Raw genomic sequence first — 13,409 nt, forward strand, 5'->3', positions numbered from 1 at the left:
TTTTTCATACATACGAACAAACTGCATTCCCGTCGGAGTGCAGTTTTTTTATGGATAAATATTATTGGAGGTATGGAAATGACGATCGAATGTGGTACAAGTCGAATTGCAGGGTGTCAATTTACGCTGTTTCCGATGAGCGATGATTTTGCGGAGGTTATTTTATCAACATTAGAAGAAGTCGATATGTCCAAGGTATGGAAATCAACCGATGATGTAACGACATGTATCAGAGGCAAAAGAGTGCATATTTTTGACGTTACAAAAGCGCTTTTTCTTCATGCTGCCAAGACAGGGAAGCATGTGGCAATGAGCGGCACGTATTCTATCGGCTGCCCTGGCGACTCATCAGCTGATGTCTATATGGACGAGAGTAACGAGCTGATGAATGAATCCTCTTCGAAAGAGGTTCAGCAGCAAGCCGGATGTAAATTCTCTCTTTATCCTTTAGGCGAGGAAGATTATATGGAAAAAATATATCAACAGATCGATTGGTCCAAAACTACGGAAGTGTCTGTTAGCCACGCTCATTATGCTACAAGATTAGACGGAGATGTGCATGATATTTTCCGCGTTTTACAGCAATCCTTCGAGCAGGTGCAAGAGGTGGTTTCACATGTGACGATGACGTTTACGATTTCAGCAAACAGCCCTTCTAATCAAAAAGAACAGGAGCAATAATCATGAAACAATGGAAATTGAAAGATATCGTTTTGATGTCCATTCTTGGAGTTGTTTTTGGACTGATCTACCTTGCTTTTTTCGGAGTGGGAAATGTGCTTTACGGTGTCTTGACGCCGTTCGGCTTGGGACCGCTAAGCTATGAGCTCATCTTTGGTGTCTGGTTTATTGTCTCGATTATTGCTGCTTATATTATTCGAAAACCCGGGGTAGCTTTTACCTCAGAGACCATTGCAGCACTAACAGAGGTGTTAGTCGGCTCTACTGCAGGACCAACTTTGATTTTATCCGGTATGGTACAAGGTCTTGGCGCAGAACTTGGCTTCGCTGTCACAAGGTGGAAAGATTATCGCCTGCGGGTTTTGATCCTGTCAGGTATGTTAGCAGCCACGGTAAGCTTTCCTTATGCTTACTTTATGTCCGGGTATGACGCCTATGCGAACTGGCTTGTTATCGCTATGTTTATTACCCGTGTTATTAGTGGTGCGCTGATTGCCGGTTTATTAGGAAAATATATCGCCGATCAATTAGCAGCTACAGGAGCACTGAGCGGTTACCCGTTAGGAAAGGAGAGGCAGAAGCGACATGAGCAATCAAGCGCATCGTAACCCTTTATTTCAATTGAAGGACTTTTCTTTTTTCTATCAAGATCAGGCAGAAGCCGTTATCAACCAGCTTACTGTTTCTCTTTATGCGGATGAAGTTACTCTATTAATGGGGGCGAGCGGTGCAGGCAAAAGCACCCTTGCCCTCTGCCTTAATGGTCAATACCCTGAAGCAGTGGAAGGAACAGCCAAAGGGGAAATTCTTTTTCAAGGAAAAGCCACACAAGATTATGCAAAAGGCAAGCTTAACCAAAAGGTCGGCATTGTTTTTCAGGATCCAGAGAGTCAATTTTGTATGATTCGTGTCGAGGATGAATTAGCTTTTGTCTTAGAAAACATGGCCATACCTGGAGAAGAAATGTATATGCGTATCTTAACAGCACTAAAACAGGTAGGCATGCAAGATTTTCTCTATCATAAAATCCATGATTTATCAGGAGGACAGAAGCAGAAAATTGCCTTGGCCTCCGTATTGCTTATGGAACCGGATTATTTAATTTTAGATGAACCAACAGCCAATTTAGATCCAGTTTCCAGACTTGAATTCATTGAAGACATTATGCGACTTCAAAAGGAATTGCAGCAAGGGGTGCTGGTCATTGAACATCAAGCTGAAGATTGGGTGGATTATGCAGATCGGATGCTGGTTTTAAACCATGCCAGTCAAGTGGTTATTGATGATCAGCCAGCTACGGTTTTTTCAGCCTATCAGGAGGAACTGCGTTCACATCATATTGCCTTTCCGCCGGCCTATCGGGAAGAACAGAAGCAAGCTTTACCAGCCATTCATGAATACGATTCAGCACCTCTTATGGATATTGATCAGCTCGCTTTTCAATATAAAAAACAATCGATCTTAAATCATGTGTCCTTTTCTATTTATCCAGGTGAATTAATGGCCATCTTAGGTGAGAATGGTGCGGGCAAATCCACATTACTACAATTGCTCACACGATTAAAACAACCTCAGGGCGGTCAGATAACCTTACATCAGAAAAATCTAAATGCTTGGTCAGAACATGAATTAAGAAAACGGACCGGTTTTGTTTTTCAACAGCCAGAACATCAGTTTATACGCGACACCGTTTATCAAGAAATAACATTTGGTATGCAATTAAATGACATGTCAGCAAAACAATTGGAGAGCAGAGCTTCTGCCTTATTGAAATTATTACATTTAGAAAAGCATCAGGATCGTAATCCTTTTATGTTAAGCGGCGGTCAGAAGCGGCGCTTAAGTGTGGCAACCATGTTGGATGAAACCCCTGATCTATTATTCTTTGACGAACCAACGTACGGGCAGGATCATCAGACGACCAAGGAGTTGCTGGATATTATTCACAGCTTGAGAGAGCAAGGAACTGCTGTCGTGATCGTCACCCATGATATGGAATTAGTTGCCCAACATTGCCAACGGGCAGTTGTATTGAACGAAGGCGGCATTGCTTTTGATGGGGCTCCTGATCATTTATGGGAACAGACGCCGCTTTTAAATAAGGCAAGACTTAGAGCGCCTTACCATAAGCGCTTCCCTAACAAGGTGGCGAGCATGCTATGATCCAATCAGTCAATCCCACAATAAAAGCAATTGCTGTTTTGGTTCCAGGCATTCTGTTAAGTTTCGCTTTCGATATGATCACGCCGCTTATTTTCTTGATATATATATTGATGCTAACTTTATTTTTCACTAATATAACATTAAAAAAATGGCTATTGTTTTTTGTTCCGCTTTCTCTATTTGCTATCGGTCTGGCTTGGATGACGATGCTTTATACCGATGAATCTTACAATACCGGTCCGGTAGTATTTCAGTTTCTATGGTTCGAGATCACCTCCGGAAGCTTTCAAGTTGGAATCAGCCTGGCATTACGCTCGTTATGCTTTATCTCATTATCCTTGTTATTTGCCCTGACGACGGATCCGACTAAATTTATGCTCAGTTTAATGCAGCAGGCAAAGCTCTCCCCTAAACTGACCTATGGTATTTTAGCAGGTTACCGTTTTCTGCCTACCTTTAAAACAGAGCTTAACTTAATCAGGCAAGCACATCAAATACGCGGAGTACAGCGAACAAAAGGGCTTCGTCAAAAATGGCAGAACAACAAACAATATATTATCCCGCTGCTTGCCAGTTCGATTCGAAAGGCAGAGCGGGTGGCGATTGCAATGGAATCTAAAGGGTTTACCGGGGAACGCAACCGTACCTTTTATCACAAATTAACCGTTTCAAAAAAAGACTGGATTTTCTTAATTTCCATGTTCGTCGCCTTATGTTTCGCCTTCTTTATATCGGATCAGCTTGGATTTCTTCGCCTGATCGGGCAGGGTTAATCGTTTATCGTGCACATTCAAAAGTTGACTTTTCATTTTTAATCGGTTAGGATTGTTGTTAATTTAATATCCAAATTCAATGACGGGAAAGAGTAATTATCCCCTCTTATCTACAGAGAGTTGATGCTATGCTGAAAGTCAACGTTAAGAAAGATAATGAAAATCCTCCCTGAGAAGCAAAGTTGAAAAGAAAAGTGGAAAGTGCCCGTTTTAAAACGTAGAGATTGCGCCCCCGGTTTTTGGGGGTGGTTCGACTTTAGTCGAACTTCCTTTATTCTTGAGATAAAGGAAACACGGTGAGGTGACGAACCGATGTTGACTTTCACCCAAGGGCATAAGTGCGGCTTCACTTCTGTCTGCGCCTGCCGGCTTGCCAATCAGTAAGCCTTCTTTATCGTAGGGCGTGACGTGAAATCTCTAAAGTTTGGCACTTGGAACTAGACAGTATATTAAACTTTGACGGCATTCTACCGATATCTAGAACGCGTATGATAGTACGTAGTGAAAATCCATTCCAAAAACCACTACTTATGATGGTTTTTTATTTTTTATGAAGAATGTAAGCCTCCCGATTCTCTCTGCGTAGAATCGGGAGTTTTTAATTTAGCACAGTGAATTGCCCGAAAACCCTCACTGAGTAAAAGTTCATTTTATAATGAGGTGAAAAAAATGAAGGAATCAAGTGTAGAACGTGAAACAAGAATCCGGGAAGACTGGGAAAAAAATCATACTTTCCAGCGCTCTATTTCCAACAGAGAAGGCCAAGAAACCTTCGTCTTTTACGAAGGACCGCCGACAGCAAATGGCCTGCCACATGCTGGTCACGCCCTTGGCCGGACCATCAAGGACTTTGTAGCAAGATATAAAACCATGTCCGGCTATCAGGTTTTACGAAAAGCAGGCTGGGATACGCATGGATTGCCTGTTGAACTGGAAGTAGAAAAACAACTAAATATCCGCGGCAAGGAAGAGATTGAGGAATATGGTATTGAGAATTTCATCGCCAAATGTAAAGAAAGCGTCTTTACCTACGAAAATGAGTGGAAGCAATTCACCGATGCGCTTGGGTATTGGGTAGATATGGAGAATCCTTATGTCACATGGAATAATGACTATATCGAATCCGTCTGGCATATCCTTTCTGACATTCATAAGAAAGATTATTTATATCAGGGTCACCGTGTTGTTCCTTATTGTCCGCATTGTGAGACATCTCTAAGCTCTCACGAAGTAGCTCAAGGGTATAAAGATGTTACTGATCTATCTGCTACTGCCAAGTTTCAGATCAAAGGAAAAGATCATGAATATCTGTTAGGCTGGACCACAACGCCTTGGACACTTCCAGCTAATGTGGCGCTCGCTGTTAATCCGGAAATGGATTACCTGCGCGTACAGCAAGGAAATGAAATATATATTGTAGCAAAATCATTAGTCCAGGATGTGATGCAGAACGATTATAAAACCTTAGAAGTGATCAAAGGCAAGGATTTAATTGGATTGTCCTACTATCCCCCATTTGATTTTGTAAATGTTTCGAATGGGCATGTAGTGATTGGCGCAAATTTTGTAACAGATGCAAGTGGAACGGGCGTTGTTCATGTAGCACCGGCACATGGAGAAGATGATTATAAAGCGGTTCAGGAGAATCAACTTGATTTTATTCATGTTGTCGATACAAAAGGCCGCTATCAAGAAGAAATCACACCGCTTGCAGGAAAATTTGTGAAAGACTGTGATGTAGAGATTATCAAAATGCTTGCTGAAAATGGTCTTCTGTTTGCTAAAGAAAAATACGAACACAGCTATCCGCATTGCTGGCGCTGTGATACGCCCCTTCTCTATTATGCGATGGAAGGATGGTTTATTAAGACAACTGCGGTCAAAGAAAAGATGATAGAAAATAATCAAGGGGTGGAATGGTTCCCTGCTCATATAAAAGATGGCAGATTCGGTAACTTCTTAGAGAATATGGTTGATTGGAATATCGGACGGAACCGCTATTGGGGTACACCACTAAATGTCTGGGTTTGTGAAGACTGTGGTGTACAGAAATCCCCGGGCTCCATCAAAGAATTAAAAGAGCTGTCTATCGATCCAGTCCCTGAAAATATTGAATTGCATAAGCCTTATGTAGATCACATCCACTTTGCTTGTGCCTGTGGAGGAAAGATGCACCGGACCAGCGAAGTGATCGATGTTTGGTTTGACAGTGGCTCCATGCCTTTTGCGCAATATCATTATCCTTTTGAAAATGAAGCATTATTTCAAAGTCAATACCCTGCTGATGTTGTCATTGAAGGAGTTGATCAAACAAGAGGCTGGTTCTACAGTTTATTAGCCGTATCCACCTTATTCACTGGAAAATCGCCGTACAAACGTGTGCTTTCGCTGGGGCATATCTTAGATGAAAACGGACAGAAAATGTCTAAAAGTAAAGGGAATGCCTTATCACCGATTGATTTAATCCATGAATTTGGTGCGGATGCACTCAGATGGGCTTTGCTTGCTGACAGTTCTCCCTGGAATAACAAACGTTTTTCCAAAAAGACAGTCAGCCAGGCCAAATCAAAAGTGTTGGATACACTTCTAAATGTGTATTCCTTCTATCAGATGTATGCCAAAATCGATAACTTTCAACCGGAAAAAGGTAGAGCAGGTAATCCAACCATGCTCGACAAATGGGTGCTCTCCCGTTTAAATACCGTGATCCAGGAAGTTACTCAAAGTTTAGATGCCTATGATATTACCAAAGGAGCGAGAGCCATTGCATTGTTTATTGATGAACTCAGCAACTGGTATATCAGACGTTCCCGGCAACGCTTCTGGAGTGAAGGAATGACGGAGGATAAACGTGCAGCGTTCCATACTCTATTTGAAGTATTGACTAAACTCTCACAAATAATGGCACCTTACACACCATTTGTGACAGAAGATATTTACACTAATTTAACCGGAACGAGTGTCCATTTATCTGATTTCCCAAAAACGGATCAAACCCAAATTGACGCAGAACTGGAAAAGGATATGGACGCTATATTACAGATTATCGAGCAAGGGCGTTCTCTTCGAAATACAGCTGGCATTAAAACCAAGCAGCCATTATCTCAACTGATCGTAATGCCAAAAACGGACTTTGATCTGTCAGCTTTAGACAACTACAAATCGATTATTAAAGAAGAGTTGAATGTCAAAGCTGTGTCATTTAAGAAGATGGATTATCAGTACTTGCATTTCGCCTTCAAATTAAACTTTTCTGTTGCTGGTCCAAAGGTCGGCAAGGCTGTTGGTGAATTAAAAAATAAAGTAGAAGCTTTAGATCATCCTGAAAAAGAAAAATTTATCGCAGACAAGGAATATCCTTTTACACTGCAATCCGGTGAAATAATGACTTTATCAACAGAGGATGTGCTGATTGAAAAGGAAGGAACAGACGGTTTTGTATTAGTGGAAGGAAATATGTTTATGACACTATTAGATATCCGCTTAACGGAGGAATTAAAAGAAGAAGGTTTTGTCAGAGAATTTGTTCGTGCTGTGCAGACCTATCGTAAAGCGTTAAATTTGCCTGTTGAACAGCGTGTGCAGTTATTTGTGGATACAGATACTGCTTCACAGCACATTTTAACAAAGTTTGATCAGCTCGTGCATCAGCACCTTATTCTGGATTCCATTCAGTTTGAGAAAAAGACAGATATGAAGTATTTTGAAGTAGAAGGACATGAGGTAGCATTATTTATTCAGGATTAATCGGAAAGAGGTAGATCTGACATGATAGGTGATCTACCTTTTTCTTGTGTTACTAATAAAAATGGGAGGAGAATCTAATTGGCGATTTCTTCATCTGCTCTATCCAATTCCACATGACAACATCCTTTTGTATGTTTTCCAGTAACAAGTAACATACAGTTCTTTCGTGAAGATGTAAAAGAAAAAGATCCCTTTTCGCTATGATAAAATTCTTTATGGAAAACGACATCCCTTCGCTGCCTGAATGTTAATTCAAGCGATCCCTCTTCTACCACAACATCATAATCAAAGTGCACATTTTGATTTGTGCCTACAACAAAAATATGATTGGAAATACCATTAAATTTTTTATAGCGGATGCGTAACTGTTTGTTTTTCAGGTGATTGGTAACAAATCCAACTTTGATAACGGGAAATCGAATATTTTTTATCACCCCTTTTTTGTATAAGAAATAGACAATACCAGCAGTAATTAAAATACCGATAAACTCCATGGAGACACCTCTGTTTTTAAATGAATAGTTTATACTTATTTATCACGGAGAAGCGTCCGTAAAACTCTCGCCTCAGAATAAAGCGTGAAAATAAATTTATTTAGGCGGGAGATCAGGTGAGCTAACTCCCTGAATCACTCAGGCTAACGCAGTGGGAGAAGAACAAAAACTCCCACTGAGTGAAGTTTCGTTTTATATCCATTGTACCTGTTTCTTCTATACAAATGTGAGAATTTAATTACTTTTACTTTAAAGATAGAAAAAAATGTGCAAGAGGCATCTAAAAATAACATGACCCTTGCACGTTTTAAACAGCATATAAGAATAATAAGTAACATTTATTTAAACGTCCGCCAATTAAGCTGGTTAATATGATTCCTGGAATAATTTCGTTTACTCTAACATTATATTTTCAGGTTCAAATGTCTAATCCCTAATCAATACGCTAAAAACTCCTGTTGATGCAACGTACTGAACACCTTTTTCTTTAAATTATAAATTCATATATCGTTTCACATTGTAATTAATCATCAGCTTGAACTAATTTATCCAGGTATTAAAACCAAATATCACTAACTTGATGTCCGGATTGAATCGGGTCTGTAGGATCCACTCTCAGATTTATTAAGCCAGTTATCCATGCCTGGCCTGATAGTTTTGGGACGACGGCATCTTTATCTTTAACTTTAGAAAGGGATATGATTTTACTATTAAATTTGGTTCCAGTAATCGATTCATTTTCAAATTCCTCATGAACATCAATTAACCCCTTTGCATACATTACTGCCAAACGTGCACTGGTTCCAGTACCACATGGTGATCTGTCCATTCTTCCATGTAAAACAACCGTACCATTTTTACTGGTGACACCTGCTTGAGAACGTTTTGAGGGTCCTTCAAAAATAATATTAGACACATTGCGAATTTTGCGATTCTCTGGGTGAACAACCGTTAACTGTTCATTAACGGCCTTTTTAATTTTTTGCCCGACTAAACACATTTCATGTGCTTCATCGGGTGTAATATTAAATCCTAACTCCTGTGCATTAACATGCGCAAACATCATTCCTCCATAAGAGGTGTCAACATTAATATCTCCTATTCCCTCAACATTCACAACGGTATTCAAATGGATTGGAAAAGCAGGAACATTTGTTAACTCTACCTTCTTTACTTTTCCATCTTCGCATGCACACGTTACTTTAATGAGTCCTCCAGGAGCTTCCAGAACTAATTCAGTGACAGGTTCTTTCATAGAAAGTATCCCATTTTCCAATAAAACAGTAGCTACACAAATTGTATTTGAACCTGACATTGGTGGATATTCTGTGCTTTCTAAAATAATATAGCCCATATCTGCTTCCGGATGAGTAGGAGATACAAGAATATTTGCATTATGGAACGGACCGCCGCGGGGTTCAAAAAGTAATAGTTTTCTGATATCATCCATATTTTTTTCGAAGTATTCTTTTTTTTCGAACATTGTATCACCAGGTATAGGCGGGATACCTCCTACTACCACGTTGCCTACTTCCCCTTCTGCGTGAGCGCCAACTACATCAATTTTACGCGACCATTTCATAAACCTTCTCCTTCAGTGAACAATTTGAATATGATGCTGCCTTTATATAGTTAAAGTATTCCAATCAATAAAGGAAACGCTTTCAATACTTTAAATAACTTTAGTTCCGCTTTTAGATGGTTGAGAACTTTCCTCTTCCCTTGTTTCCCAATAATCTGCATTCTTAATTCCTAACTTTACTGGATCAAAGACAGGATCTTTACCTGCTTTTTTCTGTTCTTTATAGTCCTTTAAAACCTTCAATGCTACCCCAGACAATAGCAACGTACTGATTAAGTTCAAATACGCCATACTTCCTAATCCAATATCTCCCATTGCCCATGCTGTAGACGCGGAAACAACTGCACCAACAAAAGCAAAAATAAGAATACCTATACGCAATGGGAATAAAAATACTTTTTCATTTTTATTGGAATGGCCAATGATATAGGTAGCACTAGATTCAGTCTTGTAATAGTAAGTTATCATAGTTGTAAAGCAAAAGAAAAATAAGGCAATTGCCATAAAAGCAGATCCAAATCCTGGTAATACTGTGTCTACTGCAAGTTGCACATTTACTGATCCAGCTTCTACACCGGGAACATTGACAACAGATGCTGCTCCTTCAACATTGTACATCCCTGTAATTAAAATCATAAAAGCAGTTGCCGAACAGATAATCCACGTATCTACATATACAGCCAGCGCCTGAACCAATCCTTGCTTTGCTGGATGCGATACTTCAGCAGCAGCCCCTTCGTAAGTTTCTGAACCTGCACCTGCCGCATTAGAGAAAAACCCTCTTTGAACTCCCCACGATATAGCCGCCCCAACCATACCGCCAAATGTTGCTTCTGCACCAAAAGCGCTTGATATAATCAATGAAAATAAATCTGGAATAGCTTGAAAATTAAATCCTAAAATAATGATACAGACGATGATATAACCAATTGCCATAAAAGGTACTAAATATTCTGCGGCTCTAGCAATTCTTTTTACTCCACCAAACACGCATAGCCCCATTAAAAGAACTAAAATAATACCAATGATATATGGCGGAATTCCAAAAGCTCCTTCCATCGAAGCTGCAATGGTATTAGATTGGATATTCATTAGAAAAAATCCAGTTGCCAAAGTTGTTAATATTGCAAAAACAATGCCTAATGTTCTAAATCCAAGTCCTTTTTCAATAAAATATGGTGTACCACCACGGAGCTCACCATTAATCTTACTTTTATAAACCTGTGATAATGTAATTTCAATAAAACTTGTCGCTGCTCCAAAGAAAGACATGACCCACATCCAAAATACTGCTCCGGGCCCTCCAAGTGTAATCGCTGTTGCAACTCCTGCAACATTACCAGTTCCTATTCTGCTGCCAAGTGACATAGAAATGGCCTGGAAGGAAGATACTCCAGATTCAGATGATTTTCTCACAAACATTAGCTTTATCATATCTTTTAAATGTGTCACTTGTACAAACCTAGTAATAATTGTAAATATCAAACCAATCACTAAAAAACTGAAAATAAAATACTGATTCCAGACAGCTCCGCTTAACCAATCTATCAATGCACTCATATAACTCTCCCTTATCTATTTCAGATATTTAATCTTACTGATTTCTCCATTCTTTGTAGTTATCTAAAGTCATGCGATTCTATTGGTTGTCTATCTCTATGTCTGAACTAAAAATGCTTTCTCTATCAAGGAAGTGATCCATAATTATTTTCGTCACATCTTTTGGACTTGCATAGCTTTTAAGTTCTTCTGGTTCATCCTCACGCCAAAGGCTGGTATCCATATTTCCCATGTATGCAGCGAGTACTCTAATATTTGTGTCTTTCGTTAAATCCGTCAGAGCTTCCGAAAACCCCCGCATTCCAAATTTACTGGCGCTATAAATGATTTCATGTGCTTTTGCAGTTTTTCCAGAATTGGAAATGATATTTAAAATATCTCCTTTATTCCTGCGCTGCATATCCGGCAAAACTTCTTTGGTGCAATAAATTGCTCCTTTTATATTTGTATCAATCAACAAATCTATTTCCCTGTTATTGATATCATCCAGTGTTTTAAAAATGCCAACCCCTGCATTATTTACTAGACAATCTACATTATCATGTGATTCATATATTTCCCTGAACACTTCCGCAACACTCAAGGGGTCTGCAATATCTACTTCATAAATAGAAGATTTTCCTTTCATGTTTCGGGATATTTTCTCTAATTTATAGCGGGTTCTGCCTAACAGACATACCTTATAATCAAGCTTCGAAAAAGCATATGCTAATTCTGAACCTAATCCGCTTCCAGCCCCTGTAATAACTGCTGTTTTCATAAAGCAAAACCACTCCTTATACATCTGTTGGACTTGTCCACTTTACAAGGCGTACCTTAAAATGCACTTAAGCCCATTCGAACAAAAATGGATTTAACTAGCAAACGCTTACATTAATCTAAACAACTTTTCGATCTTTTTTCGCCGGCTGGGCACTTTCTTTTTGTTCCGATTTCCAAAAATCCGCATTTTCTATTCCTGCTTTCTCAGAATCAAATACTGGATCTTTCCCTTGTTTCTTCTGCTTATCATAATCCTTCACTGCTTTTAAAGCTGGTTTTGTTAAAAATATCAATGCGATCATATTCAACCAAGCCATCACACCAAATCCTAAATCGCCAAAACTCCATGCCAGAGCAGCGGAATTTGTACTATTATATAATACTGTAATTAAGAGCCCGCATTTCAATACTGTTAACGGCCATAACAGCTTCTTTTTTCGGTTTCGATTAAGATAAGCAAGACTTGTCTCTGCTTTATAGGAATACGTAATCAGACTGGTAAAGGCAAAGAAAAATATAGCGACCGCAACGAAAGGACCACCAAGCCCGGGTAAAATCGTTTCCACGCTTAGTTGTACATTATTAGAACCTGCTTCAACCGCACCAATATTATTCTCGACCATGGTCCCATCACCTAATTGAACATTATACATTCCTGTAATTAAGACCATAAATGCGGTAGCGGAGCAGATTACCAAGGTAGTAATATATACAGATAACGCTTGCACCAACCCTTGTTTAACAGGATGTGATACTTCTGCTGCTCCTGTTTCAAACGTTTCACTGCCAAAACCGGCAGCGTTCGAAAATGCACCTCTTTGTACGCCCCAAACAATTGCCGAACCTATGATACCTCCAAATGCAGCATCTGGATTGATGGCACTGGACACAATTAATGAAAGCACATCTGGAATTGCCGTAAAGTTAACAGCTAGAATGACAAGACAAACAATGATATAACCAATGGCCATAACCGGAACAATTGTTTCAGCTGTTTTTGCGATTCTTTTTACCCCGCCAAAAATAACAGCAGCAAGTAAGATGACAAGAAATATACCTGTTATTGCCGGAGTTATTCCAAATGCATCATCCAATGAAAGGGCAATAGTATTTACTTGAATACCTGGGACAAGCAGTGTCATGGATATCATGGTCACTATAGCAAAAAGGATAGCAAACCATTTTTTCTTTAACCCTTTGTCAATATAATACGGGACGCCTCCACGGTATTCACCATCTTGTTTCACTTTATAAACCTGTGCGAGTGTCGTTTCAATAAAAGCGATACTGGCAGAGAAAAAAGCTAAAATCCACATCCAGAATATAGAGCCTGGTCCCCCTAGTGTTATAGCAGTTGCTACCCCAGCTATATTACCAATACCGATTCTGCTTCCTAGCGACATCGACAATGCCTGAAACGACGAAATACCCGCTTCTGATTTACCTCCAGTAAATGTAAGTATAAACATATCTTTTATATACCTAAAATGAATAAATCGAGTAGCTATCGTGAAAAACAACCCCAGCGCCAGGATTAAAATAACTAATGCCGGACTCCATACAATATCATTTAATCGGCCTATAAATTCGCCCATAGTATCCCCCTTGCTTATGGTGGGCCTAAATTATTTTAGACCCTATACAAAA

At 39.5% G+C, this 13,409-nt stretch carries 10 protein-coding genes; 5 read left to right on the forward strand and 5 right to left on the reverse strand.

What is annotated here, in order from left to right; genetic code table 11:
* Positions 1 to 78: 78 nt before the first annotated feature.
* The 5 genes from BN986_RS17650 (at position 79) to ileS (ending at position 7,364) form a co-directional block, all read left to right on the forward strand.
* The gene (locus tag BN986_RS17650) at positions 79 to 681 is read left to right on the forward strand and encodes a YkoF family thiamine/hydroxymethylpyrimidine-binding protein (protein ID WP_040982588.1); all 603 of its coding nucleotides are present in this window, start codon (positions 79 to 81) and stop codon (positions 679 to 681) included.
* A complete protein-coding gene (locus BN986_RS17655; protein WP_040982590.1) occupies positions 681 to 1,289 on the forward strand; it encodes an ECF transporter S component in 609 nt (202 codons plus the stop codon). The genes BN986_RS17650 and BN986_RS17655 overlap by 1 nt, the downstream gene beginning before the upstream one ends.
* Positions 1,267 to 2,844, forward strand: a complete 1,578-nt coding sequence (locus BN986_RS17660; protein ID WP_052400876.1) for an ABC transporter ATP-binding protein — start codon at positions 1,267 to 1,269, stop codon at positions 2,842 to 2,844. The genes BN986_RS17655 and BN986_RS17660 overlap by 23 nt, the downstream gene beginning before the upstream one ends.
* Complete coding sequence (locus BN986_RS17665) at positions 2,841 to 3,617, forward strand: energy-coupling factor transporter transmembrane component T family protein (protein ID WP_040982592.1); 777 nt, start codon at positions 2,841 to 2,843, stop codon at positions 3,615 to 3,617. Before BN986_RS17660 ends, BN986_RS17665 begins: the two co-directional genes overlap by 4 nt.
* Positions 3,618 to 4,286: 669 nt before the next feature.
* Positions 4,287 to 7,364, forward strand: coding sequence for an isoleucine--tRNA ligase (gene ileS / locus BN986_RS17670; protein WP_040982594.1), 3,078 nt, complete (start codon positions 4,287 to 4,289; stop codon positions 7,362 to 7,364).
* 74 nt (positions 7,365 to 7,438) lie between these two features.
* Here ileS and BN986_RS17675 read toward each other — a convergent pair whose 3' ends face one another.
* From BN986_RS17675 to BN986_RS17695, 5 genes are all read right to left on the reverse strand, one after another.
* Positions 7,439 to 7,858, reverse strand: coding sequence for a hypothetical protein (locus tag BN986_RS17675; RefSeq protein ID WP_040982596.1), 420 nt, complete (start codon positions 7,856 to 7,858; stop codon positions 7,439 to 7,441).
* A 556-nt stretch (positions 7,859 to 8,414) separates the two neighbouring features.
* Positions 8,415 to 9,440, reverse strand: a complete 1,026-nt coding sequence (locus BN986_RS17680) for a proline racemase family protein (protein WP_040982598.1) — start codon at positions 9,438 to 9,440, stop codon at positions 8,415 to 8,417.
* Positions 9,441 to 9,530: 90 nt separating this feature from the next.
* Positions 9,531 to 11,000 (reverse strand): alanine/glycine:cation symporter family protein, encoded by a 1,470-nt coding sequence (locus tag BN986_RS17685; RefSeq protein ID WP_040982600.1) that lies wholly within the window; start codon positions 10,998 to 11,000, stop codon positions 9,531 to 9,533.
* 79 nt (positions 11,001 to 11,079) lie between these two features.
* Complete coding sequence (locus BN986_RS17690; RefSeq protein ID WP_040982602.1) at positions 11,080 to 11,760, reverse strand: SDR family oxidoreductase; 681 nt, start codon at positions 11,758 to 11,760, stop codon at positions 11,080 to 11,082.
* 118 nt (positions 11,761 to 11,878) lie between these two features.
* Positions 11,879 to 13,357: an alanine/glycine:cation symporter family protein gene (locus tag BN986_RS17695; protein WP_040982604.1), complete on the reverse strand. Its 1,479-nt coding sequence runs from the start codon at positions 13,355 to 13,357 to the stop codon at positions 11,879 to 11,881.
* Positions 13,358 to 13,409 lie beyond the last annotated feature (52 nt).

Source organism: Oceanobacillus jeddahensis (assembly GCF_000750635.1).
Classification (GTDB): Bacteria; Bacillota; Bacilli; order Bacillales; family Amphibacillaceae; genus Oceanobacillus; species Oceanobacillus jeddahense.

Bases quoted from the DNA above. Each gene is read 5' to 3' on its own strand.
- BN986_RS17650 (WP_040982588.1), top strand. From the start codon at position 79: ATGACGATCGAATGTGGTACAAGTCGAATTGCAGGGTGTCAATTTACG.
- ileS (WP_040982594.1), top strand. From the start codon at position 4,287: ATGAAGGAATCAAGTGTAGAACGTGAAACAAGAATCCGGGAAGACTGG.
- BN986_RS17690 (WP_040982602.1), bottom strand. From the start codon at position 11,760: ATGAAAACAGCAGTTATTACAGGGGCTGGAAGCGGATTAGGTTCAGAA.
- BN986_RS17675 (WP_040982596.1), bottom strand. From the start codon at position 7,858: ATGGAGTTTATCGGTATTTTAATTACTGCTGGTATTGTCTATTTCTTA.
- BN986_RS17695 (WP_040982604.1), bottom strand. From the start codon at position 13,357: ATGGGCGAATTTATAGGCCGATTAAATGATATTGTATGGAGTCCGGCA.
- BN986_RS17665 (WP_040982592.1), top strand. From the start codon at position 2,841: ATGATCCAATCAGTCAATCCCACAATAAAAGCAATTGCTGTTTTGGTT.
- BN986_RS17680 (WP_040982598.1), bottom strand. From the start codon at position 9,440: ATGAAATGGTCGCGTAAAATTGATGTAGTTGGCGCTCACGCAGAAGGG.
- BN986_RS17685 (WP_040982600.1), bottom strand. From the start codon at position 11,000: ATGAGTGCATTGATAGATTGGTTAAGCGGAGCTGTCTGGAATCAGTAT.
- BN986_RS17660 (WP_052400876.1), top strand. From the start codon at position 1,267: ATGAGCAATCAAGCGCATCGTAACCCTTTATTTCAATTGAAGGACTTT.